The 25,099-nt window shown below is 51.5% G+C and carries 24 protein-coding genes; 8 read left to right on the forward strand and 16 right to left on the reverse strand.

Annotation, left to right across the window (positions count from 1 at the left end):
- Nucleotides 1-7: 7 nt before the first annotated feature.
- Genes ACFQ88_RS15150 through ACFQ88_RS15160 form a run of 3 tightly spaced genes read left to right on the forward strand, consistent with a single transcriptional unit; the run spans nt 8 to nt 3,495 of the window.
- A complete protein-coding gene (locus ACFQ88_RS15150) occupies nt 8-1,339 on the forward strand; it encodes a spore germination protein (RefSeq protein WP_379454643.1) in 1,332 nt (443 codons plus the stop codon).
- Entirely contained in the window at nt 1,332-2,420 is a 1,089-nt protein-coding gene (locus tag ACFQ88_RS15155) for a GerAB/ArcD/ProY family transporter (RefSeq protein WP_379454644.1), read from the forward strand. The genes ACFQ88_RS15150 and ACFQ88_RS15155 overlap by 8 nt, the downstream gene beginning before the upstream one ends.
- Complete coding sequence (locus ACFQ88_RS15160; protein WP_379454645.1) at nt 2,413-3,495, forward strand: Ger(x)C family spore germination protein; 1,083 nt, start codon at nt 2,413-2,415, stop codon at nt 3,493-3,495. Before ACFQ88_RS15155 ends, ACFQ88_RS15160 begins: the two co-directional genes overlap by 8 nt.
- Here the strand turns inward: ACFQ88_RS15160 and ACFQ88_RS15165 are convergent.
- From ACFQ88_RS15165 to ACFQ88_RS15175, 3 genes are all read right to left on the reverse strand, one after another.
- Nucleotides 3,479-4,840, reverse strand: coding sequence for a multi antimicrobial extrusion protein MatE (locus tag ACFQ88_RS15165; protein ID WP_379454646.1), 1,362 nt, complete (start codon nt 4,838-4,840; stop codon nt 3,479-3,481). The two genes, ACFQ88_RS15160 and ACFQ88_RS15165, sit on opposite strands and share 17 nt — an antisense overlap.
- Nucleotides 4,841-4,997: 157 nt before the next feature.
- Complete coding sequence (gene uxaC / locus ACFQ88_RS15170) at nt 4,998-6,410, reverse strand: glucuronate isomerase (RefSeq protein WP_379454647.1); 1,413 nt, start codon at nt 6,408-6,410, stop codon at nt 4,998-5,000.
- 135 nt (nt 6,411-6,545) lie between these two features.
- On the reverse strand, nt 6,546-8,045 hold the full coding sequence (locus ACFQ88_RS15175; protein WP_379454648.1) for a tagaturonate epimerase family protein: 1,500 nt from the start codon (nt 8,043-8,045) through the stop codon (nt 6,546-6,548).
- Nucleotides 8,046-8,275: 230 nt separating this feature from the next.
- On the opposite strand from ACFQ88_RS15175, the gene ACFQ88_RS15180 reads away from it, so the two are divergent.
- Complete coding sequence (locus ACFQ88_RS15180) at nt 8,276-9,124, forward strand: helix-turn-helix domain-containing protein (RefSeq protein ID WP_239627336.1); 849 nt, start codon at nt 8,276-8,278, stop codon at nt 9,122-9,124.
- Nucleotides 9,125-9,126: 2 nt separating this feature from the next.
- Here the strand turns inward: ACFQ88_RS15180 and ACFQ88_RS15185 are convergent, their stop codons facing one another.
- Nucleotides 9,127-10,251, reverse strand: a complete 1,125-nt coding sequence (locus ACFQ88_RS15185; protein ID WP_379454649.1) for an AbrB family transcriptional regulator — start codon at nt 10,249-10,251, stop codon at nt 9,127-9,129.
- Between the two features lie 310 nt (nt 10,252-10,561).
- Between ACFQ88_RS15185 and ACFQ88_RS15190 the strand changes: the two genes are divergently transcribed.
- Nucleotides 10,562-10,987 carry a hypothetical protein gene (locus ACFQ88_RS15190; RefSeq protein ID WP_379454650.1) on the forward strand — a complete coding sequence of 142 codons (426 nt, stop codon included), beginning with the start codon at nt 10,562-10,564 and terminating at the stop codon, nt 10,985-10,987.
- Here ACFQ88_RS15190 and ACFQ88_RS15195 read toward each other — a convergent pair.
- From ACFQ88_RS15195 to ACFQ88_RS15210, 4 genes are all read right to left on the reverse strand, one after another.
- Nucleotides 10,972-11,349 carry a PH domain-containing protein gene (locus ACFQ88_RS15195; RefSeq protein ID WP_239627344.1) on the reverse strand — a complete coding sequence of 126 codons (378 nt, stop codon included), beginning with the start codon at nt 11,347-11,349 and terminating at the stop codon, nt 10,972-10,974. The two genes, ACFQ88_RS15190 and ACFQ88_RS15195, sit on opposite strands and share 16 nt — an antisense overlap.
- A gap of 32 nt (nt 11,350-11,381) precedes the next feature.
- Nucleotides 11,382-11,603, reverse strand: a complete 222-nt coding sequence (locus tag ACFQ88_RS15200) for a hypothetical protein (RefSeq protein WP_239627346.1) — start codon at nt 11,601-11,603, stop codon at nt 11,382-11,384.
- A gap of 34 nt (nt 11,604-11,637) precedes the next feature.
- Nucleotides 11,638-12,381, reverse strand: coding sequence for a peptidylprolyl isomerase (locus ACFQ88_RS15205; RefSeq protein ID WP_379454651.1), 744 nt, complete (start codon nt 12,379-12,381; stop codon nt 11,638-11,640).
- Nucleotides 12,382-12,631: 250 nt separating this feature from the next.
- Entirely contained in the window at nt 12,632-13,918 is a 1,287-nt protein-coding gene (locus ACFQ88_RS15210; RefSeq protein WP_239627350.1) for a Gfo/Idh/MocA family protein, read from the reverse strand.
- Between the two features lie 138 nt (nt 13,919-14,056).
- On the opposite strand from ACFQ88_RS15210, the gene ACFQ88_RS15215 reads away from it, so the two are divergent.
- Nucleotides 14,057-14,935 carry a helix-turn-helix transcriptional regulator gene (locus ACFQ88_RS15215; RefSeq protein WP_239627351.1) on the forward strand — a complete coding sequence of 293 codons (879 nt, stop codon included), beginning with the start codon at nt 14,057-14,059 and terminating at the stop codon, nt 14,933-14,935.
- Between the two features lie 90 nt (nt 14,936-15,025).
- Here the strand turns inward: ACFQ88_RS15215 and ACFQ88_RS15220 are convergent, their stop codons facing one another.
- The 5 genes from ACFQ88_RS15220 to ppdK all read right to left on the reverse strand — a co-directional run bounded on the left by ACFQ88_RS15220 (nt 15,026) and on the right by ppdK (nt 20,190).
- Nucleotides 15,026-16,141: an aminopeptidase gene (locus ACFQ88_RS15220; RefSeq protein ID WP_379454652.1), complete on the reverse strand. Its 1,116-nt coding sequence runs from the start codon at nt 16,139-16,141 to the stop codon at nt 15,026-15,028.
- A 114-nt stretch (nt 16,142-16,255) separates the two neighbouring features.
- Entirely contained in the window at nt 16,256-16,555 is a 300-nt protein-coding gene (locus ACFQ88_RS15225) for a hypothetical protein (protein ID WP_239627353.1), read from the reverse strand.
- Entirely contained in the window at nt 16,552-16,755 is a 204-nt protein-coding gene (locus ACFQ88_RS15230; RefSeq protein ID WP_239627355.1) for a helix-turn-helix transcriptional regulator, read from the reverse strand. The genes ACFQ88_RS15225 and ACFQ88_RS15230 overlap by 4 nt, the downstream gene beginning before the upstream one ends.
- 200 nt (nt 16,756-16,955) lie before the next feature.
- The gene (gene ndk / locus ACFQ88_RS15235; protein WP_239627358.1) at nt 16,956-17,399 is read right to left on the reverse strand and encodes a nucleoside-diphosphate kinase; all 444 of its coding nucleotides are present in this window, start codon (nt 17,397-17,399) and stop codon (nt 16,956-16,958) included.
- A 100-nt stretch (nt 17,400-17,499) separates the two neighbouring features.
- Nucleotides 17,500-20,190, reverse strand: coding sequence for a pyruvate, phosphate dikinase (gene ppdK, locus ACFQ88_RS15240; RefSeq protein WP_379454653.1), 2,691 nt, complete (start codon nt 20,188-20,190; stop codon nt 17,500-17,502).
- A gap of 289 nt (nt 20,191-20,479) precedes the next feature.
- On the opposite strand from ppdK, the gene ACFQ88_RS15245 reads away from it, so the two are divergent.
- Entirely contained in the window at nt 20,480-21,199 is a 720-nt protein-coding gene (locus ACFQ88_RS15245; RefSeq protein ID WP_379454654.1) for a glycosyltransferase family 2 protein, read from the forward strand.
- A 119-nt stretch (nt 21,200-21,318) separates the two neighbouring features.
- Here ACFQ88_RS15245 and ACFQ88_RS15250 read toward each other — a convergent pair whose 3' ends face one another.
- Nucleotides 21,319-23,154 (reverse strand): ABC transporter substrate-binding protein, encoded by a 1,836-nt coding sequence (locus ACFQ88_RS15250; RefSeq protein ID WP_379454655.1) that lies wholly within the window; start codon nt 23,152-23,154, stop codon nt 21,319-21,321.
- A 107-nt stretch (nt 23,155-23,261) separates the two neighbouring features.
- Between ACFQ88_RS15250 and ACFQ88_RS15255 the strand changes: the two genes are divergently transcribed.
- Complete coding sequence (locus ACFQ88_RS15255; protein ID WP_239627367.1) at nt 23,262-23,411, forward strand: hypothetical protein; 150 nt, start codon at nt 23,262-23,264, stop codon at nt 23,409-23,411.
- A gap of 273 nt (nt 23,412-23,684) precedes the next feature.
- Here the strand turns inward: ACFQ88_RS15255 and ACFQ88_RS15260 are convergent, their stop codons facing one another.
- Nucleotides 23,685-24,239: a DJ-1/PfpI family protein gene (locus ACFQ88_RS15260; protein ID WP_239627369.1), complete on the reverse strand. Its 555-nt coding sequence runs from the start codon at nt 24,237-24,239 to the stop codon at nt 23,685-23,687.
- Between the two features lie 225 nt (nt 24,240-24,464).
- A complete protein-coding gene (locus ACFQ88_RS15265) occupies nt 24,465-25,028 on the reverse strand; it encodes an NADPH-dependent FMN reductase (protein ID WP_379454656.1) in 564 nt (187 codons plus the stop codon).
- Between the last annotated feature and the right edge of the window lie 71 nt (nt 25,029-25,099).

Below are 25,099 nucleotides of genomic sequence, written 5' to 3' on the forward strand. Positions count from 1 at the left end.
ACATGAAGTGGATTTAATCGGCAGCTTGCAAGCCAAATACAGAAATGATTCGGATTTACTGCTCCAGCGGACTTTTCTTGCCAATATCCCTATTACCTTGATTGGATTTAATTCGCTGATCGATTTACCTCAAACGATGCTTCTCCTTCAGTTGAAGGTTCAGAACGCCATTTCCTCTAATCAGCCGATCGATGATCTGTTGAACGGGATTGGGAATATCCTTCTTCACCCCGACGAATCGGCGCTTGTTGCGGAAATGGTCAAAGGACAACTCCTACTCTTCATTGAACATCGCGGAATCTGGGTGAATGTCACTCCGACGAATCCCGTCCTGACCCGTGCTATCGAAGCGCCTACCACGGAAAACGTCATGCGCGGCTCTATCAGCGCCTTCAACGAAGATATCGAAACGAATATCGGGATTATGAAAAAACAGCTCAATTCACCCCAGCTGCATACGAAATCGTATTGGCTAGGTACCATTCAACGAAAAAGACTTGCTCTTCTGTACGTAGAAGGGCGGGTCGATTCAAAATTGCTTCATGCTATAGTAGAGCGTATCGAATCTCACCTGGAGCAAGATGTTCAGGATTTGAAATCGTTGAACAAAGTGCTCGGGTTTACCGATTGGACGCTCGTTACCAATTACAATACGACCGAACTTCCCGAGAACGCTTCTAACGCCCTCATGCGAGGCAAAGCCGTCCTGCTGCTCGATCGCTTTCCTTATGCCCTTATTTTACCAAGCAGTTTATGGGATATGTTCGCTGTTCAAAACGACCGTAACTTCCCGATCGTCTTTATGGCTCTAATGCGTTTATTGCGTATCGGAGGCGTATTGGGCAACATCCTCATGCCCGGACTCTATGTTGCCTTAGTATCCGTAAATCCCGATGTGCTGCGGATTGAGCTCGCCCTGTCCATTGCCGAGAGCCGCGCCGGGGTCCCCTACCCTGCATTTATAGAAACGATCCTGCTGCTGTTCGTATTGGAATTGATTCTGGAAGCAAGCGTCCGGCTCCCCAAGAGCATCGGTCCAACTATTACGATGGTAGGAGGCATTATTCTTGGACAAGCGGTAGTAGCAGCCAAGCTGGTCAGCAATCTTCTCATTATTATCCTGGCCGCGACATTCATAGCCAGCTCGACGGTATCGGGATTCCAAAATTCAATCAGCATTCGCATGTTTAAGTACGTCATTCTGATCTTGTCCGCTATATACGGTGTGCTGGGATTGCTGTCCGGATTGGTGCTCATATGCGCCTATGTGGCCAGCGTTACTTCATTCGGCGTCCCTTATCTGCAATTACCAAAACCCAAGGATGAGTCCAATGGATAAAAGTATTCAAGTCATGCTCATGTATATTTTGACTCATGTGGGACTCATCTTCTTTGTATATCCCGCAGATATCGTTTGCAGTATGGAGATCGGCCATTGGTTAGCCGTTACGGTCGGGTTCGCGATTCATATTATTTTTGTGATTGTGTATATGAAGGGCTTGAGCTATTTTAACAGGCAAGATTTGATCGATATTTATTTGACTGCAGGCAAAGCGGCTGCCATAGCCCTGTTAACCCCGGTTCTTTTTTATTTGCTGGCAGTCAATATTATTACCGTGAGAGCTTATTCGGAGATCGTTTCGTTAAATTTCCTTTCCGATACTCCCTTATGGGTCATTATGCTCCTATTGGTAGCTGTATCCACCTTCATGGCAGTATTGGGCATAGAATCGCTGTTTCGTACGGCATTATTGATGGCATTCCTGTTCCTTCCTTTGGTGGCGTTCGTCTTGTTAACCGTGTTCCAAAATGCCGACTGGCATTATTTGCTGCCCTTGGCGGACCGGAAAGCGCTATCGTTCTCGTTTGTTGCGAACCGGTCTTTTTTACAAGGTTTATTCGCCTTCGCGGGAGGCTTCCTGTTCCTCGGATTCGTTACGCCCTATGTTAAGTATCGTTCCCGGAATATTGTATGGGCTAGCCTATTGCTTCTCCCTTTATTTATCATCTCGGTCTATGCGCCGGTTCTTACATTCGGTCAGCATACGGCTTCGCTGTTACAGTTTCCTTTTATCACGACGATTGATACTCTCCATATTGATTGGTTGATGTTCGAGCGGGTTACTATGTTTTTCTTGCTTAGCATGGTAACCTTCGTCATGTTGTTTATGTCGCTCGTATTGTGGAAAACGAAACGAATACTGCATCGCTGCATACCTTCCGTTAAACCTATCTATATCACGCTGGCTCTTGCGATCGTCATTTTTGTAGTTTGCTTACAAATTCCTGATTGGAAGCTTGTAGAGCAGCTGTTTTGGTGGAACACCATTTTGCGACTCTATGTCATTACAGTAATCCCCATCATGACACTCGTGTTGGGCATTCGTCACAAACGAAAGGACTTCAATGGGCATGGCTAATAGAATTGGCTTGAAGCTGACGGTTCGAACGTTCCTTATCGTGGCATCATTACTGGTCTTGAGCGGGTGCTGGGATATTAAAGATATCAATCATCGGGCTTTGCCGATTGTTATGGGGATTTCCAAAGTAGACGGAGATTATAAAGTGTATCTGCAAGTTCCCGAACCATACAAGGGCGGAATGCAAATGCGGGTTGTCAGCGGCACCGGAACCACCATCAGTGAGATTGTGGACCGGATCAGCGCGAATATGGAAAGCAGTGTGGATTTGCTGCACTTAAAAATCATTCTCCTGGACAAGTCCTTTGTACAGCAAGGGGTCAATGACAGTATAGCCAGCTTCATGCGTTCCCGGGATATTTCAGCGAAAACGATGGTAGTCATATGCAGCGATAATCTGGAAACCTTCTTTGAGCAGTTGAATCAGGCGGCAAAAAGAAACAGTACGGTGCTGTACGACTTCTTCGAGAACAGTGCCGGATGGAATCCGCAAATCGCTCAAACCCGCGTCTGGGAGCTCTTTCGCAGCATCCACTCTTTCACGCATGACGTTGCCATTCCGATAGTAAAGGCAGGCCGCTCAACTCCCATTGAGAGCGACGGCTCCGCCGTGATCAAGAACGGCAAGATGGTGGACCGGATATCTATGGATGAAACGCTGCTATTTAACGCATTCAAAGGGTTAAGCACCCAAGGGAGAATCGAGGTGCTGGATCACGCCTCCGTGTTGATCCTAAACAATAGGATGTCCCACAAAAGCTCTATAAAGGATAATAAGGCGCTGCTGAACAGCCGCATTCAGTTAAAGGTCACGATACTGGAAACAAAAGATAATATAACCCTCGATTCAATACGCAGCGAGCTGCAGCAGCTTATTTCAACCCGCTTCCAGTCGATGTTCCGCAGGCTGCAAGCCAAGGAAGCGGATATTTTGGGCGTCGGACAATATTTCCGCAATAAAGTCCCCAGGGACCGTTTGGCCTCCTGGAGATCCGAATATTATCCTTCCATGAAGCTTAATCTCGAGGTCAACACGATCATCCAAAATCAAGGTAACCTCAGAACGCTTGATTAGCCGTTTTTCCCGAAGCTGTCCTGCTTGCCCGCAGAACGTAGAGCACAACCCCTATCTCGGCAGCTAGCCCGAGAGACTGCGCCAGCGCCCCGATGGAGCCGCTCCAATAGGGCACAATCCGGACAAGAACTACGAGCATAAGGATAGCCACAGCTACATTGCATGCCTGCGACCATACCATAACCTTCGTCTGGCCCCGCAGCATGAGCAGACCATTGAGATAATCAAGCCATGGAAATACCAGGTTCATGATCATAAACCAGCGGAGAGCCTGCAGCGTTTCCTTCATCAAGGGCGAACCGGCCTGCACCCCCATTACGTGCTCGAGAAACCACGGACCGGCCGGAGAGTAGCCCAGGATCGATACGAGTACAGCAGGGAGAAACGCTACCGTGACGGCAAAACGGAACACTTTCCGTGCATTGACGTGATAGAAATTCAACACGATTTGATGCAAATACGAAAAGAAGCTCTGCATCAAATGAGCCAAATTCAATGCGATGGCAAACGAAGCGATAGCGAGCTCCATATTGCCCGTCGTGCCTAGAGCGGCATTTATCGCAGGATCAATCATCACGGCCAAAAACGATGAGACCATTAGAGGACGGTAGAAGCGGAAAATGTGCGCTTTGTTCGTGACCGGGTGCCCTTCCAGCTTTTCCGGAATGTCACGCCGCAACAGCGAGCGCCCTTCGATTACGCTGATGATGCATTCGATCGCCATGCCGGTCAAAAATATCAACGCTCCCACCGAACCGCTCGTTACTTTGTCCGTGGAGACAAAATAAGCAGCGACCAGGAACATGCCGATCAGCCGGATTCCCATGCCGATGGTCAACCATTTGGTCCGCAGGTTCACGATAATAATCCCGTGGAACAAACAGCGGACGCCGGAAAATAGAATAACGAGATTCAGCCATTGAAACACGTTGACGATTTCCGGCACTTGCGACGGCTCGGCCCCGAACAAGCGGATGAATACCCATGGTCCCATAGGGGTATAGCTGATCAGCGAGCCGACAATCAAGCAGCACACAAGAAGATAAGCCGCTATGGCTGACATCGCCCGGAACGACACCTTGTCGCGCACCAGCGCCGAGCAGGTCTGGCGCAGCAATATGGCCGGACGTTCTATTACGTCCATTAAGCTCAAAGCGATCGTATAGCTTGCGATCAGCAGCTCCGGATGAGCCGAACGGGCCAGCGTCCCGTTAATAATAACATGCGATATCATGACGAGACTGGCCGAGGCGCCAAGAGGAAGGAAAAATAACAGCAGCTGTCTGAAGGACAATGCTTGGAACGGGGCTGCGCCGGAACGCTGCGGTACTGGGCTTGTTTGCATTGCAGAATCTCTCTCCTATCGTTGTCTGCCATCTGCCGTTGCGGCTATGGATGCTCCATTATTTCTGCACGGTGCTCTCATTTCCTTCCATCTCATGGCAAAAAAAAAGCCGGCATCCATTGGAGTACCGGCTTGTATGAACAGTTCTTATTCGCGATTAAGAAGAAAATTGAAAGTATTGATCGGCATTGTTGTAGGAAATATTTTGCACGATCTCGCCAAGCAGCTCCAGATCGTCCGGCGCTTCCCCGTTCTCTACCCATTCGCCGATCAGGTTGCAGACGATTCTGCGGAAGTATTCATGTCTTGTGTACGACAAGAAGCTTCTGGAATCGGTGAGCATACCTACGAAACGGCTGAACAAGCCCAGATTGGAAAGTGCCTTCATTTGCTCAAGCATGCCGTCTTTGGTATCAAGGAACCACCATGCGGAACCGAGCTGGATTTTGCCTGGTACGCCGCCGCCTTGGAAGCTTCCCATAATGGTGCCGAGCACATAATGATCCTTCGGATTCAAGGAATACAGGATCGTTTTAGGCAGCGCGTCTTCGCTGTCCAGTGCATCCAGCAGCTTCGCAAGCGGATACGCCAGGGAGCTGTCGTTGATCGAATCGTAGCCTGTATCCGGACCCAGCTTGCCGAACATCCGGCTGTTGTTGTTTCTCGCCGCATTGATATGGAACTGCATGGCCCAGCCCAATTCCGCATAGCGTTTGCCCATGAATACGAGCGTATAAGTTTTGTACTTCTTCTCTTCTTCGAGAGTTACCGTTTCGCCTTTCAACGCTTTGGCGAAGATAGCCGCCGCCTCTTCTTGGGTCGTCTCTGCATAAGCAACGTAATCCAAAGCATGGTCGGACACGCGGCCGCCAACCGAATGGAAGAACCGGATTCTCGCATCCAGCGCTGCCAACAATTGATCGTACGTATCGATAGCCGAGCCGGATACTTCAGCCAGCTTCTTCACCCATGGAACAAAGGTTGCACGGTTGATTTCCAGCCCTTTGTCGGGACGGAAGGAAGGCAGTACCAGGACGTCAAAATCTTTGATTTCTTTAATCTTGATATGATATTCCAACGAATCCGTCGGATCGTCCGTCGTACATACGACCTTAACATTCGATTTGGTAATAAAATCTCTTGCTCCGAAGCCTTCACCGTTCAGTTGGGCGTTGACCTTTTCCCAAATCGCCGGAGCGTTCTTTTCATTGATCAAATCGTAAATGCCGAAGTAGCGCTGCAGCTCAAGGTGAGACCAGTGATACAGCGGATTGCCGATCGTCTGAGGTACGGTTTTGGCCCAAGCAAGGAAGCGGTCATAGTCGCTCGATCCTTCTCCGCCGGTCACGTATTTCTCCTCGGCGCCGTTCGCTCTCATCGCTCTCCACTTGTAGTGATCTCCGTACAGCCACGCCTCCGTAATATTTTTGAACGTTTTGTTCTCGTAAATTTCCTGCGGGCTCAAATGGCAGTGGTAGTCGATGATAGGCATATCCTTTGCGTAGTCGTGGTACAGGCGGATCGCCGTTTCGTTCGACAGCAAAAAGTTCTCGTCGAGAAATTTTTTCATGGGACAGGTTCAATCCTCTCTAACTGGAAATAGTATTGCGATCTAGTGGTGCCGCTTGGCATCCAACAAGATCTATTATAGCGAAATGGACAGGTGGCCGAAACGTGCGGTTCGCACGCTTCGGCCCGATGCCTCTTACTTGCCGAGCAAGTCCAGATGCTTGCCGATATGGGCTTTGAGCGATTGCTCGAAAGCTTCTTCTTGGTCGCTCAATGTACGATAGAACTCGTCCTTGAACAGCGAATTGCCTTGAGCATCCTTCGCTTGCAGCAGAATGCCGTACGTAATGTGAATCAATTGACGGGCATTGTTCTCGTTCATGTACGTATCCGCCAGGTCGGCGTCATCCACTTGATCCAACGGAGCGATTTTGCTCAAGTCCGTGGTGACATGGTAGTAAACCGTAGCTTCTTCAAAATGCTCCAACGCATACGCATGCATTTTACGGTACAGACCCGGATTTACTTTGGCAACCGTTCTTACCGCTTCGAGCCAGTTCGTTCCGGCTGTTTTCACGTGGAAGCGGCCCTTCGTATATTTGCCGATAATCGGGAATACGCTGAACTTGTCGCTTCCGGAGTGAATGCTGAGCTTGTAGCCGAAATCGTCCGCAATCGCGGCGTGGATAATGAGCTCTTGCTCGAACTGCGCGATGTCTCCGATGTAGTCGATCCCCTTCTGGAACTCGCCGATGAAACGAGGTGCCATGCTGTAGATCGTCAAACCGCGGGCATACAGCTCTTTGGCAACGAGGAAGTGGGATTCCGGAGCTGTAGGCGTAGCCGTCTCGTCGATGGAAATTTCAAAATCGATTTCACGGCCGGCGGTTTTAATATATTTGTTGTAAATGTGCTCCATGAAGCTGATGGCCGGTCCGTAGATCAGCACGTTTTTCGCCAATGTTTCTTGGTCGAACGTAATGGAAGTGCCGGCTACCTCGAACGTTTGGTTCAAGTAGCGGGACTCATAATGATTGCGGATGTCTGCGGACAGCGCGTTATATTTGGCAGCCTGCTCGGCAGCCGTCAAGCCTTCGATAGTGTTGTCGATATATTCGGAGCAATCGAGCGTCAGCATCGTGAAGCCAAGTCCGAGCGCCAGCTCGATGTCCGCTTCTACCTTCAGATGGTCGCCGTCTGCGCCGAAGCCGTCTTTGTAGCCTTCCTGGAATACGGCGAAGCACGCTGCATCGACCACTTGCTTGTAATCGCGGCCTGTCAGGTTCAGCTCGCGGATACTTTGTTGGGCCAGAATCGGACGAACGTTTCTTCCGCGGATCGTCTGGATATGTCCTGGGGAAGCGATACCGAGACGGTCGCCGAGACCGATCGTCGCCACTTGCGTTCCGAATGCGCGCGGCACGGTGTAATCGAAATATTTATTTAAAACCAAACGGTTTTCATGCGTCAGCGGGCATGCTTTGATACCGCCTTCAACAGAGCCTTGCAGCTCGTCGAACAAAGAGCCTTCGCCCACGGCCAAGATCAGCTTCGTCTGCTTGTCCTTCACCATAATGAGCTTCACATTGCCTGATTCCGCCAATGAACGCGGATACACTTTAACTCCTTCGGAAGAACCGAGGCCGCTTACGCTGCCTTCTTTCACAGCTTGGGCGATCGCTTGAAACTTGCTCATGAAAAAAGCCTCCTTATATAGGAACAATTTAATATACTGATCATAGCGCAAAATCATATTAGTTTCTTTACGGATTTTGCTTGATTTCCTATTTTCTATGCGTATCTTGCTATGAAAAAGGTTCAATCTCTGTTACAATCAAGGCAAGTTGGACTCTGCCGCTCTCCATTGAGGGAAGTGCAGCAGATGTTGTAGACGAAATCAAACAGGCAGGATGTGACGCAATCTCCATGAGCGAGACGGTTTCCCTCACCTACGGTGCGGAAGAAGGAGACTTTTATATACAGCATATTAAACGGACGGAGCCGTTCGAGAGGACGAATCATTTTCACGGCACGTACGAAATTTATTATTTGATGTCGGGACAGCGGGCATATTTCATCAAGGACCGCTCTTACATGATCTCGCCAGGGGATCTGGTATTCATCAACAAGCATGATGTTCATAAAACTACCGATATCGGACAGCCCGGTCACGAAAGAATCGTCATTAATTTCAGCGATACGTTCGTTGGAACGGATCACCCTCTCTACCATCCTTCGGTATTCGGAGTGTTTCAGCAGCCCGCTCATGTGCTCAGCTTGAATTTGCAGGACCAGATTTTCGTGCAGACCATCATGAACAAGATGACACGAGAGCTTAATGACAAGCAAACCGGCTTTGAAACGTATGTGAAGCTGCTGCTCGTCGAGCTGCTCCTGTTCTCAAGCCGTTACGCCGAGCGCATTGAAAGCGTGCCTTTCGAGCATGCCAGCCCTCTGCACAAAAAAATATCCGAGATCGTCCAGCACATCAACATCCATTATCAGGAGCCAATGACGCTGTCCGGCATCTCGGAGCTATTTTTCATGAGTCCGTATTATATGAGCCGTGCATTCAAGGAAATTACCGGCTTCTCGTTCATCGAGTACGTCAATATGACGCGCATTCGCGAAGCGCAAAAGCTGCTGAGGGAGACGAGCTACAAAATTATCGATATCGCCGATGCCGTCGGCTTCGAGAATATCGCCCATTTCGGCCGCATGTTCAAAAAGCTCACGAAAATGACGCCTCACGAATACCGCAAGCACCAGCGCTAAAATCAGCCGCGGCTGGGCCGCGAGCTCGCTCCGCCGCTGAAGCGGCGGAATCCCCAGCGCAGCATGTAAGGGACGATGAACAAAATAAACAAAATGCGAAACATTTGATACGCGACCACCATCGATACATCCGCTCCCACCATCGAAGCCGTAACCGCCATCTCCGTCATCCCTCCAGGAGACGTGCTCAAAAAAGCAGTCAGCAGCGACATCGGATGCACCTTGCTGAACAAGTACGACAAGCCGAGCGAAAAAGCGACGACCGCAATGCTTCCCGCGATAGAATAGGGCAGCAGCTTTTTCCAGTTGGACAGGCTGCTCAGCTTAATGCCGAGCCCCATGTAAATGCCCAGACTCCATTGCGCCAGCAAGGTGAATAACGGAGGCAAATGCGGCGGCTCGTACCCCGCGACGGTAATAATTCCCGCAGCCAGGATCGGCCCGAGAAAAAACGGCGTCGGAAACCGCAGCCGGACGGCGATCCATGCCGATGCCAGCACGATAACGACGATTAAGCCGAAAAACACCGGCCTTGCCACTATGACCGCTCCCCAATCGACCAGGGAGGAGAACAAGCCGGTGCTTGTACTTGAGCTGCCCGTAGGGGGCACGCCGGCGGCGGCGGTTACCGCTCCGCCCGCAAGGCCATGGACGGCCAAAAACGGGACGGCGAAGATGACGGTGAGCAGGCGGATCGTCTGCATAAAGGCGACGACCGCCGTCTCCGCTCCCTCGATTTCTTCGCTCAGCACCACCATTTGCGACAGACCGCCGGGGATGCTTCCTATCGCGCTGCTGGCCATGCTGACCCCGGTATAGCGGGCTGTCAGAAACGCTGCGCCCAGACTAAAGGCAACCGTCAGGATGGTTGCGATAAGCATCGACGGCAGCTGCGACGAGATTTGTCTCGCGCTCTCCATCGTGAACGAGAGCCCCATGCCGTAGCCGAGCAGCGCTAGGCCGGCGTTGCGCATCCCTGCCGGCCACGTCAGGCGCCGCTTGGTGAACGACGTCCACAGCAGCACAGCCGTGAGCGGCCCGAGCATCCAGCTGAGCGGGACGTGCAGCAGCGTGAACAGCACGCCGCCTGCAAATGTGACGAGGATCGTTTCCAGGATCCGTTTCATGTTGCATTCCTCTTTTCCGAACTGGCTTTAGATTCATTATAGCATCATCGGACGACCGTGGTCGTTAAAAGCGAGTTAAAAATGAGCAGCACCTCGCCTGAGCTTGGCGAGCGTGCTGCTTTGTGATGTGCGAGCGTGAAGAGGTCGCACCAGAGGCAGAGCGAGTCACTGTAAAGCGGATTTTCCGCTTTACGGGCGCGGGCTGCGCCTCCGGCGCTTCTGTAACGCGGTTTTTCCGCGTTATCGTGGCCGCCCGGACGCTGGCGCGGCTAATACAGGCCACGTAAAGCGGATTTTCCGCTTTACAGGCGTGGGCTGCGCCTCCGCCGCTTCTGTAACGCGGTTTTTCCGCGTTATCGTAGCTGCTCGGACGGCTGGCGCGGCCGAACCAGTCCCTGTAAAGCGGATTTTCCGCTTTACAGGCGTGGGCTGCGCCTCCGCCGCTTCTGTAACGCGGTTTTTCCGCGTTATCGTGGCCGCCCGGACGCTGGCGCGGCTTACAGGCCACGTAAAGCGGATTTTCCGCTTTACAGGCGTGGGCTGCGCCTCCGCCGCTTCTGTAACGCGGTTGTTCCGCGTTATCGTAGCTGCTCGGACGGCTGGCGCGGCTAAAACAGGCCACGTAAAGCGGGTTTTTCGCTTTACGGGCGCGGGCTGCGCCTCCGCCGCTTCTCTAACGCGGTTTTTCCGCGTTACTCCTCCGCTCCTGCACTATGCGTGCTACCTCACCGCATAGGATGCGAGCACCGCTTGAACCTCGTAGATGTTCAAGCTTTTGTTGAATCTCTTCTGCAGCGGCGCAGCGCTGCCGGAAATATAAATCTTCAATTCGGCATCCAGATCGAAATGCCCCGCCGTCTCCACGCTGAAATGCGTAATCGATTTGTACGGAACCGAGTGATACTCCACTTTTTTGCCGGTTAATCCTTGCTTGTCGACCAAGATCAGCCGTTTGTCCGTGAATATAAACATGTCGCGGATCAGTTTATAAGCCTTTTCCACTCGCTCGCCGTTCGCCAATATATGAGCATACTCCTTCTGGACTTCCGCCAAGCTGACCTCGGAAGCGTTCCCCATCAAACCGTCAAACAATCCCATAACCCGAATCCCCTCCTACCAAGAATCAAGAACTAGTCTTTAATCCCGGGCATGCGCTCTTCCAGTCTGCGAATCAGCTCCCCATACACATCCTTGAGCTCGGCAATAGTCATAAGCTCTGGCACGGAAGCCCTCTCCTCGGCAGAATGCTGCTGCAGTACGCCGTCCATGCCGTTATAATTGAACAACAAATCCTTGTACGTTTGATCCAGCTTCTCCAATATGACGCCGATTAATGTTGAATATTGCTCCACCTTACCCTTACCTCCTGACCGGGACTCTATTTGTTTATTCCGGTTTCCCTTCCATAATGTCAATAGAGAGAATGACGACCTCCTCGGTCGGCGAACTTTTCTCTCCCGCAAACTTGCTGCTGGTAACCGGCGTACCTGCAATGTTCAGAACGGTGTCCATCCCGTCCGTCACTTTTCCGAAAATCGTATAATTCGGCATCTGATTCAAATAGCTGCTATCCTCGCCGGTACAGATGAAAAACTGGCTGCCGTTCGTATTCGGCCCCGAATTCGCCATAGCCACAATTCCAGGCTCATACTTATAGGGAGAATTCAGCTCATCCTTGAACCGGTACCCCGGGCCGCCGCTGCCAGTACCTGTCGGATCGCCGGTTTGTACCATGAACGATTGAATGATACGGTGAAACACAACATCGTCATAAAACCCTTCCCTCGCCAAAAACACAAAATTGTTCACCGTAACCGGGGCTGATTGCGGGAACAGCTCCATCGTAAAATCTCCCTTGTTCGTATGTAAAACGGCCTGGTACGAGGCTGCGGCGTTAATGGTCATCTCCGGCGGTTTAGCATATGTCTTCGATTTGGCGGCTGCTTCCCTATCCTTCGCCGGTTCCGCTGACTTCGATTCCACCGGTGCCATTGTTTCCGAGCTGCTTGAAGATGGCACAGAAACACTTCCTCCTCCCTGCAATTTGGCAGCTGTCTGATCATCCGATACGCTCACCCAGTGGATCATACCGGCCAAGACAAGAAAAACAACGATCAAGCTTTGACCCATAAACACGCACTCCTTAAACTATGTAAGATTGATGATTAAGCCGGGTAAGCAACATTGCTCACAGATAAAACAGAAATCGCATGAATCAACGCAAATCAACGCAATTCCATTCCTTTATGGTAAAATAGAAGCATACCCGCTTTCTTCAAAATAACAAATTTCGCCAGCAAAGTATATGTTACCGGTCTGGTGAATCGAAAAAAAGAGCGCCAGGCCGCTCAATCAGCGTACCTTGCGCTCTCGTACGATATTAGAATTGGACCAGGCTCGCCACTTGAACAGGCAGACCGGTTTTGATCGAATGATTACCAGCAATCCCTGTAAGGATCGACATCGCTCCGTCCACATGGGAAGCCGCACGGTTGAAGCGATCAGGCGTTTTCTCGCCGAACAGGTCGTTCAGCAATACAGGATCGCCGCCGCCATGGCCGCCTTTCGTCTCTTCGACCTTCACCTCATACGGCGCGTCGAACATTGGGAATACGGTGATCTTCTTGCCTTTTACCGCGCCCTCCAACGCTTGCTCGCCGCCGGAGTTCACATAAGAGGCTTCAACTACGTTCATTTCGATGCGGCCTTTGCTGCCGTTGAAGCATACGCGGAAGCCTTCCCATGGAGCATAAGCGTACAGGGAATAAGTCAAAATCGCATTGTTGCGGTATTTGACCATAACGCCCATCGTATCTTCGATGTTGATTCCGTCGCCGAACACGCTTTGGTCGCGGAAATAACCGTCTTCCTTCTCGGCATCCAGGTACATGGCTTTCAAATTCTCGTTTTGGTCCAGGTGAAGCGCGAACGGATCGTTCTTCGCCGCTTCGGCTCCGTGGGCACGGGAGTAAAACTCGGTAACGCCGCGTTTTTCGGCATTTTCGCGTCCGTAGAACATCAAGTCTCCCAATGCGAATACCGTCTTAGGCTGAGTGCCGAGCCAGAAGTTCACCAGATCGAAATGGTGCGTCGATTTGTGTACGAGAAGGCCTCCGCTGTTGCGCTTGTCGCGGTGCCAACGGCGGAAATAGTCCGCGCCGTGCTTCGTGTTGAGCAGCCATTCGAAGTGAACGGAATGAACGTCTCCGATCGCTCCATCCATGATCAGCTCGCGGATTTTCGTATTGTGCGGAGAATAACGGTAGTTGAAGGTCACGCGCAAATTGCGGCCCGTTCTTTTGATAGCATCAAGAATCTCTTGGCATTTCACTTCATCCACTGTCATCGGCTTCTCGGAGATAACATCGCAGCCAAGCTCCATTGCACGGATAATATACGTATGATGAGTGCGGTCCACCGTAGTGACGATAACGAAATCCGGCTTCGTCTCTTCGATCATCCGTTCGAAATCTTGGGATTTATAAGTAGGCACCGGACCTGCGCCGAACGGCTCGATCTTTTTGTTCGCTACATCCATCCTGGTTTGGTTAATATCACAAAATGCTACAAGCTCGGATGTTTCTTTATAATCGCGGACAATGGAAGTATAGAAGAACCCTGCTCTTCCACCTGTACCTACGAGTGCATAACGTTTACGACCTGACATCTATATTTCCTCCCTTGTCTGTGTTATTGTGAGTATAGCGCAATAAAGAGATGAAAACAGCACATTAATTGCTTAGATTTTAATTTTTCAACGTTTTTTGCACACCTACTTATCACCATGTACAGGAGGCCGCGTTGGATGAAAATTCCGCCAAACCAGCCGAAGCTAGAAGAAAAGCCGTTTACATTCCTGGAAAAGGACGGCTTCCATTTGAATCATTCCATAAGAACGGACACGTTCAATATGAAGCAGAACCACTCGCACGATTCCTACGAAATCTACTATATGCGGGCGGGGGAACGGTTTTATTTCATTAAGGACCGCTCATATCACGTGAAAAAAGGGGACCTTGTGCTGATCCAGCCGCATATTTTGCACAAGACGACGGAAGCCAATTCCCCTTATCACGAGAGAATATTGATTAATTTCAAAGAGCCTTTCATGGAGCCGATCCAGCACACGATCTTAGACGGCCTATACACGGCGTTCGAGGAAGGGCCTATCCTGCATCCCGATGCGAGAGAGCTGATGCTAATCGAATCGATTACGGAAAAAATGCTGCGGGAGCAAAAGCAGCCCGGACCCGGAACGGAAGGCTATGTCCGCATGCTGCTCGGCGAGCTGCTGCTCATGATTTACCGGCACGTACAGCAGGCCGAGGGCAAAGGCAAAACGACCGACCACCCGACGACGCTGCACCGCAAGGTGTCCGACATCGTGAAATACATTAACGAGCATTTCCGCGAACCGATGTCGCTGAAAGGCTTATCGTCGCATTTTCACATCAGCCCTTATTACTTGTGCCGTATCTATAAAGAAGTGACCGGCTTCGGCGTGATTGAGTACGTCAACAGTCTGCGCGTGCAGGAAGCGCAAAAGCTGCTCAAATCGTCGCGGCTGTCCGTGACGGATATTACGGAGAAGGTCGGCTTTGACAGCAGCACGCATTTCGGACGCATCTTCAAGTCGGTGTGCGGCATGTCGCCGCTGCAGTACCGTAAATGGACAGGGAAATAATACGAATGTGGTAAAAACAGAGACGACCCAAAGGAATCGAAATCCCTCGGGTCGTCTTTTTATCGCTCCATTTTAATAGCAATACTTGGATTACATTAAATTTTCCGGGTTCAGCTGCTCCAGCTCCGGAATGACGAACCGCCCGTCCTTGCGGATCAGCACATCGTCGAAGTATAGCTCGCCGCCGCCGAATTCCGGCCGCTGTATAAGCACCATATCCCAATGTACCGAAGAACGGTTGCCGTTATCGGCATCCTCGTAAGCTTTGCCCGGCGTAAAATGAATACTGCCGTCGATTTTCTCGTCGAACAAAATATCCTTCATCGGCTGCTTAATATAAGGATTTACACCGATGGCGAATTCGCCTATGTATCTTGCCCCTTCATCCGTATCCAAAATTTCGTTCAGCTTCTTCGTATTATTGGCGGTCGCTTCAACGATTTTGCCGTTCTCAAAACGGAGCACGACATTCTCGAAGGAGGTTCCTTGATAAATCGTCGGCGTGTTATAGGAAAGAGTGCCGTTGACGGAATTTTTGACCGGTGCCGTGAACACTTCCCCGTCGGGAATGTTGTTTTTCCCTGCGCAGGCGATAGCCGGAATCTCTTTTATGGAGAACGTCAAATCGGTACCCTGGGACACGAGCCGAACCTTGTCGGTACGGTTCATCAATTGAACGAGCGCTTCCATAGCCTTGCCCATTTTGCTGTAATCCAGATTGCATACCTGGAAGTAGAAATCCTCGAACGCCTCGGTGCTTGTGTTGGCTAATTGGGCCATCGACGGATTCGGATAGCGCATCACGCACCATTTCGTATGATCGACCCGCTGGTCGGTAACCGGACGCATGTATTCCGTCACATACAGCTTCATCTTCTCATCAGGCACATCGGACGTTTCGGTAATGTTATCACCGCTGCGCACTCCGATGTAAGCTTGCATCTTCTTCATCCGCTCGAGCTCCAGCTCCATGAGAGTCCGGAATTGCTCCTTTGTGCCATGCATAATCAGACTGCGGGTTACAGCCGGATTGCGCAGCTCGATAAACGGATGGCCTCCCGCCGCGTGCACCTCTTCAATTAGACACTTGGTCAATTCCTGATCGTTCAGGCCGATCATTTCGATCAAAATATTTTCACCGGGTTGAAGGTTTACGGAATAGCGGATTAAATTGGCCGCAAGCTGTTTGAGTCTCGGATCTCTCATTGATATAATCTCCTTCGTTTTACCAATTTCATTTCCTTATATTGCATGCTTAGAACGATGCCTATTACCAATGTAACGAATTTTGCCCCAAACATCAAACAAGGCTTATATACGTCAACTCCGGATAATGTAATAAACACCAAAAAGAGCCCAGCTGAGCATATGGATCATCAGCAAAATACTGAGGACGACCGGAGCGGATAGGGGTAAGCCAAGGAATAAAGCCACGAATAAGGCAAATATGGCGAACAATGAGCAAAGCCACCCTTTGGCGCGTGCTTGCTGCCATGCCAGTAAGTATCGCTCGTCCAAACCGCGGCTGCCTTTGATCATGTACCTGCCCCACCACCAGCCGAGCAATCCCATCGCAGCCCCTCCAAGCAAACCAACCCAAGCCAACCAGCTTGCTATCATTGTGCATCCTCCTCATAAATAAAGATGTCTTCAATCCGGCAATCGAATGCCTTGGCGATCTTGAACGCCAAATCCAACGACGGATTATATCGGCCGTTCTCGATGGAGATAACCGTTTGCCTCGATACGTTGATCCGTTCGGACAGCTGCTCCTGCGTCCAATTGAGCTTGGCCCGGAGTTCCCTTATTTTGTTCTTCATACGGCTCCTCCCGGTTCCTTAGCATAGGTGACTAATGCGACCTAACGCACCGGCCTTTGCTTGTATAACTTCAAATTGTAAAGCTACCTTTACTTTATGTAAAGCTTACTTTACTTCAATATGGATGTCAAGGTTCCTTTACATGAAGTCAAAAAAATAACCTCCCGTCTTTACGACGAGAGGCATTAGATAAGACAGCATCAAATCCACTTTTGAATAGCATGCTCGTAGGTCAGCAGCTCTTCCGGCTTGAAAAAGATCGCAATTTCCCGCTCCGCGCTTTCCGGCGAATCGGCGCCGTGAATAATATTGCACTCCGTACGGACCGCGAAGTCGCCGCGTATCGTTCCCGGCATCGCTTCCAGCGGCCTTGTTTTGCCCATCATGGCACGCGACAGCGCGACGACCTGGTCGCCCTGCCATACCATGGCGAAGACAGGTCCCGAAGTAATGAAATCTACCAGCTCTCCGTAAAAAGGCTTGTGGGCATGCTCCGCATAATGGACTTGCGCCTGTTCCTTCGTTATATGCATTAATTTGGCTCCGATGAGCTGGAACCCCTTGTCTTCAAATCGCTGCACCAGCTTCCCGATCAATCCGCGCTGTACGGCATCGGGTTTAATCATTAAATACGTTCGCTCCATCCGGCTACACTCCGTCCTGCCATCATTCTAATTTCAATGGATTATCCATTATTTCCAATTTGTAAACAATTTAATATGTTACATTTGAAAAAAATGATGTTTATGCCGACTGGATAGGCTCAGCCGGCCGTACTGGTGGGGCGTCACCAAGAGCCAGGGCCGCTTGAGCTGCAGCAATACGGGCCAAAGGCACGCGGTACGGCGAGCAGCTGACGTAATCCAATCCCTCCGCATGGCAGAAGAAGATGGACTCCTTATCGCCGCCATGCTCGCCGCAAACGCCCGTCTTGAGCTGCGGTTTGACCGCCTTGCCCTGCTCCGCCGCCCAGCGGATGAGCGTACCGACTCCTTCGCGGTCAAGCACCTGGAACGGATTGGACGGCAGCAGCTTCGACTCCACGTAGTGCGACAAAAATTTGCCTTCGGCGTCGTCCCTGCTGTAGCCGAGCGTCATTTGCGTCAAATCATTCGTGCCGAATGAGAAGAAATCGGCATGGTTCGCAATACTGCCGGCCGTGATCGCCGCTCTCGGAACCTCGATCATCGTCCCGACCCGGTAGTGAAGGGCATGCTGCTGTTCGCCCAGTACCTCAGCCGCCACGCGATCCACCAGCTCGCGCATCAGCTTCAGCTCGGCTGCGTGACCAACGAGCGGGATCATGATGTCGGGACGGACATCGATTTGCTCGTTCAGACATTGCAAGGCGGCGCGGAATATCGCTTCGACTTGCATTTCATAGATTTCGGGGTGAATGAGCCCAAGGCGGCAGCCACGGGTTCCCAGCATCGGGTTCATTTCATGCAAGCCGCGCACCTTGCGCAGCAGCTTCTCCACCTGCTGGCGCTCCGCAGAGTCCGCCGCTTTCTGCAGCGTCATCTGGGCGTGCTGCACAGCCAGCTCCTCCACGTTCGGCAAAAACTCGTGCAGCGGCGGGTCGAGCAGACGGATCGTCACCGGCAGCCCCTCCATCGCGCGGAAGATGCCCTCGAAGTCGCCCTGCTGCATCGGCAGCAGCTGCGCCAGCGCGGATGCCCGCTCCTCGGGCGTATCCGCCAAAATCATCCCCCGGACGACCGGCATCCGGTCCGGGGACATAAACATATGCTCGGTGCGGCATAATCCTATGCCTTCCGCACCGAAGCCGCGCGCCTTGCCGGCATCCTCCGGCGTGTCGGCGTTCGTGTACACCTGCAGGCGGCGGATGTCGTCCGCCCACCCGAGCAGCTCCTCGAGCTCCGCGGTCATCTCCGGCTCGCGCAGCTGCACAACCCCGCGAATGACGCGCCCTGTGGCGCCGTCAATCGAGATCCACTCGCCTTCGGCTATCGTCGCCGTCACCTTGTCGGCGGCAGCGACTTCGAAGGCGCGATCGCGCAAGCGGATGGGCTCACAGCCGCAGACGCACGGTTTGCCCATCCCGCGGGCCACCACTGCGGCGTGGCTCGTCATTCCGCCACGGCTCGTAAGCACGCCCTCGGCCGCGAGCACGCCATGGATATCCTCAGGCGTCGTCTCCGACCGCACGAGGATCACCTTCTTGCCGGCGCGCGACCACGCCTCGGCCGTGTCGGCGTCGAACACCGCTTGCCCCGTCGCCGCTCCGGGCGACGCCGGCAGCCCTGCCGCGAGCACTTCCGGCCGGCTAGCCGGGTCGATCGCGCGGTGCAGCAGCTGATCGAGATGGAACGGCTCGATGCGCTGAATCGCCTCCTCCTTCGTGATGGTGCCCTCCTTCACGAAGACTACCGCAAGCTGGACCGCCGCTTGCGCCGTACGCTTGCCGTTACGGGTTTGCAGCAGGTACAGCTTGCCCTTTTCGACCGTAAATTCAATATCCTGCATATCCCGGTAATGACGCTCGAGCTTCATCGCAGCCGAAACCAGCTGCTTGTAGACTTCAGGCTGCTCCTCTTCCAGCTTGGCAATCGGCATCGGAGTCCGTACTCCCGCCACAACATCCTCGCCCTGAGCGTTCATCAGAAACTCGCCATAGAGCACTTTCTCGCCTGTAGAAGGATTTCTCGTGAATACGACACCGGTTCCGCAATCCGCCCCCATATTGCCGAACACCATCGATTGAATGTTGACGGCCGTTCCCTGTTCATCCGGAATGTGATGAATGCTCCGGTAAATGCGGGCGCGGTGATTGTTCCACGAGCGGAACACCGCCTCGATAGCCAGCTTCAGCTGCTCCTCCGCTTGCTGCGGGAAGGAAAGCCCCGTATGCTTCACGATTACCGCCTTGTATTCATCGATTAGCGCGGACCATGCATCCGCCGTCATCTGGTGATCATGCTCGATCCCGAGCCGCTGCTTCGCCCGCTGAAGCAGGAACTCGAAGTGAAAGCTTTCCAGATCGAATACGACATTGCCGAACATTTGTATCAGCCGGCGGTAGCAATCATAGGCGAACCGGGCGTCGCCGGTTGCACGGGCAAGGCCTTCCACCGTCTCATCGTTCAAGCCCAAATTCAGAATCGTATCCATCATGCCGGGCATCGACGTAACGGACCCGGACCGGACCGAAACAAGCAGCGGCTTGGATGGATCGCCAAACCTCTCGCCCTTGGCTTCCTCCAGCCCGCGCATCGCGGTCATCGTCTCCTCGAACAATCCATCGGGCAGCTGCCCTCCTGCCGCATAATATGCACGGCAAACATCCGTGGTGATGGTAAAGCCCGGCGGCACCGGCAGTCCGACCTTGGTCATCTCCGCCAAATTGGCGCCTTTCCCTCCTAACCGTTGCTTCATAGAAGCGCTGCCTTGCTCGAACGGCACTACTCGCAGCATACTGTTCCCCCCGTCAATTGGATAGTACTAATGTGGAATGATGTGGTATAAATTCGCTACAAACAAGATATCATACATACTATTCATTTTCAATAGTGCGTTATAATGCGAATTATTGCATACTATATAGGGCAACCCGCTGACGATTCTTGTCCTTTATGCATCCTTTATTTCGGAGAGCTCCACAATTGTGTACATCCAAACTGTGGATATGCCGTGCCGCAGTTGTCCACGTGACATATTGTAGAAGGAGACATTTTCAATACCAAGCGATAGAGGGGGTGATTGAATGCGTATTAGACGATATCGCTCCAGGGCACGGTATGGCATTTCCGTCGTTACTTGTACGAATCGGGCGGACTTCCTCCACAATCTGATCGACAATTACAAACGGCAGCGGTTTATAAGAAAGGAACTCATCATCGTGGTCAACAGCAACGACATCCCGCTTGAGCCCTATATACGGTTCGCGAGAGGGAACAGAAATGTCAAGGTGTTCCGGCTTCCCGCCCATTACACGCTTGGCGCGTGTCTCAACTTCGCGGTAAGACAGAGCAAGTATCGCTTCATTGCCAAATTCGACGACGACGATTACTACGCTCCGCGTTATTTGAGGGACAGCCTGCGGTCGTTGAAAAGAAAGCACGCCGACATCGTCGGGAAACGTGCTCATTATATGTTTTTGAGCGGGTCCAATACGATGCTTCTCCGGTTTGCGGAGGACGAACACCAATATGTCACAAGACTGCCCGGAGCCACGCTGATGTTTAGAAAAAAAGTATGGAGAAAGGTCAAATTTCCTAACCGGAGCTTAGGTGAGGACGATTCCTTTTGTACCAGAAGCAAGCGGAGAGGGTACAGGGTGTATTCCGGAGGAAAATACAATTTTCTGGCTATACGCAGAGCGGATCCAACCAGCCATACATGGAAAATGGGCGATGAAGAGCTTATCAAGCACCATAGGGTCGTTCCAGATGTGCAAAATATCCAGGAGTTCGTGCAAAGATAACGACGTTTCTCCCGCTATGCATAGGAAAAATCGTTCTTCCGAGTGCGCGTAAATAACTTCATAGCCGTTGTAAGCGGATACCATATCAAAAAACACCAGGGCACAGCCCCGGTGTTTTATTATTTAGCTTCCAGCCCGGAGGGCTTCACCACCGGCTCGAACCATACCTCCCCGAACGGCAGCCAGCCCAGCGCGTTTAACGTTACTCCTTTTAACGATGGATGATACGTTGTTTTTTGCTGACAATGATAGAGGAAAAATACGGCCGCATGCTTCTTCACCAGCCGCTCGAGCTGTTCGATTCCGGCCAGCTGTCCGGAAGGTCCGTGTATGGAATCCGCCGTATAAATTTGCCGGATAATCGGTTTCATTTCCGTCATGAACTCGTCGTTCAGATGTACGTTCACGAAGCTGTTGCCGGCCAGAAACACTTCCAGAATCGACAAAATCAAGTCGTCATCCATGGTGATGTTATACCAGCAAATATGGCTTCTTTCAACCTGCATCATTCGTTCTGCCGGGTCTTCCCCTGTAATCTCCAGCTGGATCCGGATTCCCATTTCTCCGAGCAGCTTCTGAAGTGCTTTGCCGTCTTCAGCGCTTGCCTCATTAATCGCCAATAGCAGTGTCTCTCCATGGTACCCCGAATCCTTCAGAAGCTGCTTGGCGTGTTCCGGATCATACAATTCCTCCTGTGCTGCGGCTCCATGCTCCTTAGGCACAAACCAGTCCGCTAGCATGGATTCGAGCGGAGACGTCAGCAGCTCCAGCCTTTTTCGGTCGACGCCATGAATTAGCGCCTGCCGGAAGGCTAGCCGCTGCTGCGGCCCTTCCATTTTCAAATTGAACGTAAGCATCTTGCTGCAGCCGTTGGACAGGATCTCCACATGGTTGGTTTGCTCCATAGTCTCTTCACTGTCCGGTGTACGGATCCGGTGTACCGTCCGTTCCACCCAGCTCGATTTGCAATTCAGCTCCGGTGTAAACCAGATTTCAATCCGGTCCAGATGAGCCCGCTTATCGAAATATCGGGTGAACGCTTCACACACCAGCATATTGTTGTCATGCTGCGTGATTTGAAACGGCCCCGTTCCGACCGGAGTCCGTTTGAACAGCTCGCCCATCGACTGAACCAAATCCTCCGGAACGATGGAGGCGCGGTCGAAGCTCAAGCAATTGAGAAACAGCGAATTCGGGCGGGCCAGCTCGATCCGTACCGTATACCGGTTAATGACTTCAACCCGCTCCACGTCCTCGAACATCCAATAGTACGGGCTGTCCCCGGCATCGCGGCATATACGATCCAGCGTAAACTTGACATCATGAGATGTCATTTCTCTTCCATGATGGAACAGCACTCCTTTACGCAAGTAAAAAATCCATTCCGTTCCCGCTTCGTTCCGGCACCAATGATGCGCAAGCTGCGGCTCGATCGTTTTCGTATGCTTGTTATAACGGACCAGATTGTCGAACAGCTGCTTGGCCATGTGGGATTCGACAACAAATGTAATGTAGGGCGGATCCAGACATTGGATCGGTTTGTTATAGGGAATCCGAAGCGTATCCGTCCGGTCCTCCTCCGTTTCCTCGGGCCGGTAGCCGAAATGTCTATCCAGCCACAGAACGAATTGATCCCTGAGCGCAGGCAAATAGGCATGCTCGTCGATCCAGGCAAATGCCAGCTGCAAGTCGCCTTTTCCTACATAGTCCTGCGCCAGCCTCATGGCTACCGATTCACGCGTTATCCGAAAGACGATTTTCGACCGGTGCCCTCTCCCGCGGCCGGGCAGCCAGCGAATCCACGATTCTTCCTCCATCTTTTTCAATACGAGATTGACATTGCGGCTTGAAAAATGCAGCCATTCGGTCAATTGAGGCAGCGTGACCTCAACCTCCTCCCCTTCCATTACGTTGGGAAGCTGCTTTCTAATCGTCAAATAATATTGCTCCAGCATAGGGCGCTCCTCCGGAAATAAAAGATGAAGAGTTATTCTCACATTCTACACTTTTTATTCATCTTTATCCATATATAATGAACTTACAAAGAAAGGAGAGATTTCCCATGATGAACCTATTCGACCTGGAATTGCAAATGAAAGAACGGCAGCAGGAAATGGAGAAGCAAGGTATGAGCGTATGGGCTGTACAAATCCCGATGCTGGATTGGCTGTTAGGAACAGCCGCCGTCTGCACTTTTATATCCATCCTGTAAAGAAAGACGACCATGCTCATCTGATCCGGACGCAGCAAAAACGCCGTGGCTGGAAAGGCTTCATCCTCCCTGTCCCGAACTGCACGGTTACCGGAATTGCTATCACCTTACGACGCTTCAGCAGCGCTTCGGACGCCGGCAAAGGCGCTGTTCTACTTGCCGAATCTCTCCTGGATCGAGGCTATAACTAATACGCCAAAAAGCGGGTATCCCCGTAATGCCGGGAACCCGCCTTATATTTTGCCTATACAATTAGGATTGGACTATCTTACATCAACCGAGCTGCTTCAAAAACTCGCGCATAAAGCCCGGCAAATCGGGCCAAGCATGGCCGGAAACAATATTGCCGTCCACATGCAGCGTCTCCTCGGTATATTTCGCCCCCAGCTGCTCTACGTCAAACCGGCAAGCCGTATAAGCCGTCATCGTACGACCTTCAAAGAACGATTTATCCTTCAGAGCCCCGAGAACCAAGGCAGCATGGCAGATGGCTCCTACCGGCTTGTTGTTTTCCAGAAAATGGGTCAATATGCGGGGCACGTTCTCGTCGAGACGAATATATTCCGGCGCTCTTCCACCCGGGATCACTAGTCCATCGAACTGCGACGGATCCACTTCCGCGAACGAAACGTGCGATTCCAGCTGGTACCCCGGCTTCTCCGTATACGTATCCCAGCCTACAAAATCGTGGACGACCGTATGGAGCGTCTTTTTCTTCGGCGACGCAATGACGGCTTCATAGCCTGCTTCCAGTAAGCGATAATACGGATAGTACACTTCTAATGCTTCAACGGCATCGCCGGTCAGTAGGAGAACTTTTTTGGACAACGTAATCCCTCCCGCATTTTGGTTTCCTTCTCATTGTGAGTCAAGCTCCGCAAAATGTAAACGGGTGGAATTTGACGTATTTTGTAGAAAGAAATTAAGCTTTGCTGACGGCGGGCTTTCCCGCTTCCCGGTCGCGCAGCGATAGGTAATGGTGAAGGAGCGTCGAATCATCCATCGGTATATCTGCCTCCCGTTGTCGCCTAGATCAATATTGGTGATTAGCGCCTACTCATTCAATTGCTGCACCTGGTCTATCCATTGGATAAACGTTTGTACATAGCGCCCCAAATATTTGCGGGTCGTTTCATCTGCGAGCTTATGAGTATTGGCATCAATTTTATCCATAACTTGAGAGATGTACATTTTTTGAAACGGCATCACATACGACTGCGTGGCATCCAACGTCTGCCTGATTTGCTGCTGGGACAGAATCGTTCCTTTGACACCAGGCGTTGCACCTATCACTCCTGCAGGCTTATGGATTAAGACTGCAGTTTTGGTAGGCGTCGATGCCCAATCGAGCGCATTTTTCAGTACGCCCGGTATTCCTGAATTATACTCCGGGCTAACGATGAGGATGCCATCCGCTTCTTGAATCGCCTCACGATACTGTTTTACCGGATCCGGCCCTTCTCCATGATCCAAATCCGCGTTATACAAGGGCAGATTCGCAATGGATATAAATTCATACTGTACGGAATCTGCAAGTTCAGGGATCGTATTCGCAATCATTCGATTAAACGAATGCTCCCTCAAGCTGCCTACAATAATCCCAATTTTTTTCGACATCAGCTTGCCTCCTATGTTCATTCTTTTACCATTTTACATTACTTTCCACATCTTTTGTGAAAATGATTCAT

The sequence above is a fragment of the Paenibacillus sp. NPDC056579 genome (assembly GCF_042793215.1).
Classification (GTDB): Bacteria; Bacillota; Bacilli; order Paenibacillales; family NBRC-103111; genus Paenibacillus_S.

Excerpts from the sequence above, each read along its gene's own strand:
- ACFQ88_RS15220 (WP_379454652.1), bottom strand. The coding sequence starts at position 16,141 with ATGAGAGATCCGAGACTCAAACAGCTTGCGGCCAATTTAATCCGCTAT.
- ACFQ88_RS15230 (WP_239627355.1), bottom strand. The coding sequence starts at position 16,755 with ATGAAGAACAAAATAAGGGAACTCCGGGCCAAGCTCAATTGGACGCAG.
- ACFQ88_RS15225 (WP_239627353.1), bottom strand. The coding sequence starts at position 16,555 with ATGATAGCAAGCTGGTTGGCTTGGGTTGGTTTGCTTGGAGGGGCTGCG.
- ACFQ88_RS15195 (WP_239627344.1), bottom strand. The coding sequence starts at position 11,349 with ATGGGATTGTTTGACGGTTTGATGGGGAACGCTTCCGAGGTCAGCTTG.
- ACFQ88_RS15250 (WP_379454655.1), bottom strand. The coding sequence starts at position 23,154 with ATGCTGGAGCAATATTATTTGACGATTAGAAAGCAGCTTCCCAACGTA.
- ACFQ88_RS15155 (WP_379454644.1), top strand. The coding sequence starts at position 1,332 with ATGGATAAAAGTATTCAAGTCATGCTCATGTATATTTTGACTCATGTG.
- ACFQ88_RS15215 (WP_239627351.1), top strand. The coding sequence starts at position 14,057 with ATGAAAATTCCGCCAAACCAGCCGAAGCTAGAAGAAAAGCCGTTTACA.
- ACFQ88_RS15210 (WP_239627350.1), bottom strand. The coding sequence starts at position 13,918 with ATGTCAGGTCGTAAACGTTATGCACTCGTAGGTACAGGTGGAAGAGCA.
- ACFQ88_RS15185 (WP_379454649.1), bottom strand. The coding sequence starts at position 10,251 with ATGAAACGGATCCTGGAAACGATCCTCGTCACATTTGCAGGCGGCGTG.
- ACFQ88_RS15245 (WP_379454654.1), top strand. The coding sequence starts at position 20,480 with ATGCGTATTAGACGATATCGCTCCAGGGCACGGTATGGCATTTCCGTC.
- ndk (WP_239627358.1), bottom strand. The coding sequence starts at position 17,399 with ATGGAGCGAACGTATTTAATGATTAAACCCGATGCCGTACAGCGCGGA.
- ACFQ88_RS15175 (WP_379454648.1), bottom strand. The coding sequence starts at position 8,045 with ATGAGCAAGTTTCAAGCGATCGCCCAAGCTGTGAAAGAAGGCAGCGTA.
- ACFQ88_RS15180 (WP_239627336.1), top strand. The coding sequence starts at position 8,276 with ATGAGCGAGACGGTTTCCCTCACCTACGGTGCGGAAGAAGGAGACTTT.
- ACFQ88_RS15165 (WP_379454646.1), bottom strand. The coding sequence starts at position 4,840 with ATGCAAACAAGCCCAGTACCGCAGCGTTCCGGCGCAGCCCCGTTCCAA.
- uxaC (WP_379454647.1), bottom strand. The coding sequence starts at position 6,410 with ATGAAAAAATTTCTCGACGAGAACTTTTTGCTGTCGAACGAAACGGCG.
- ACFQ88_RS15255 (WP_239627367.1), top strand. The coding sequence starts at position 23,262 with ATGATGAACCTATTCGACCTGGAATTGCAAATGAAAGAACGGCAGCAG.
- ACFQ88_RS15205 (WP_379454651.1), bottom strand. The coding sequence starts at position 12,381 with ATGGGTCAAAGCTTGATCGTTGTTTTTCTTGTCTTGGCCGGTATGATC.
- ACFQ88_RS15265 (WP_379454656.1), bottom strand. The coding sequence starts at position 25,028 with ATGTCGAAAAAAATTGGGATTATTGTAGGCAGCTTGAGGGAGCATTCG.
- ACFQ88_RS15160 (WP_379454645.1), top strand. The coding sequence starts at position 2,413 with ATGGCTAATAGAATTGGCTTGAAGCTGACGGTTCGAACGTTCCTTATC.
- ppdK (WP_379454653.1), bottom strand. The coding sequence starts at position 20,190 with ATGCTGCGAGTAGTGCCGTTCGAGCAAGGCAGCGCTTCTATGAAGCAA.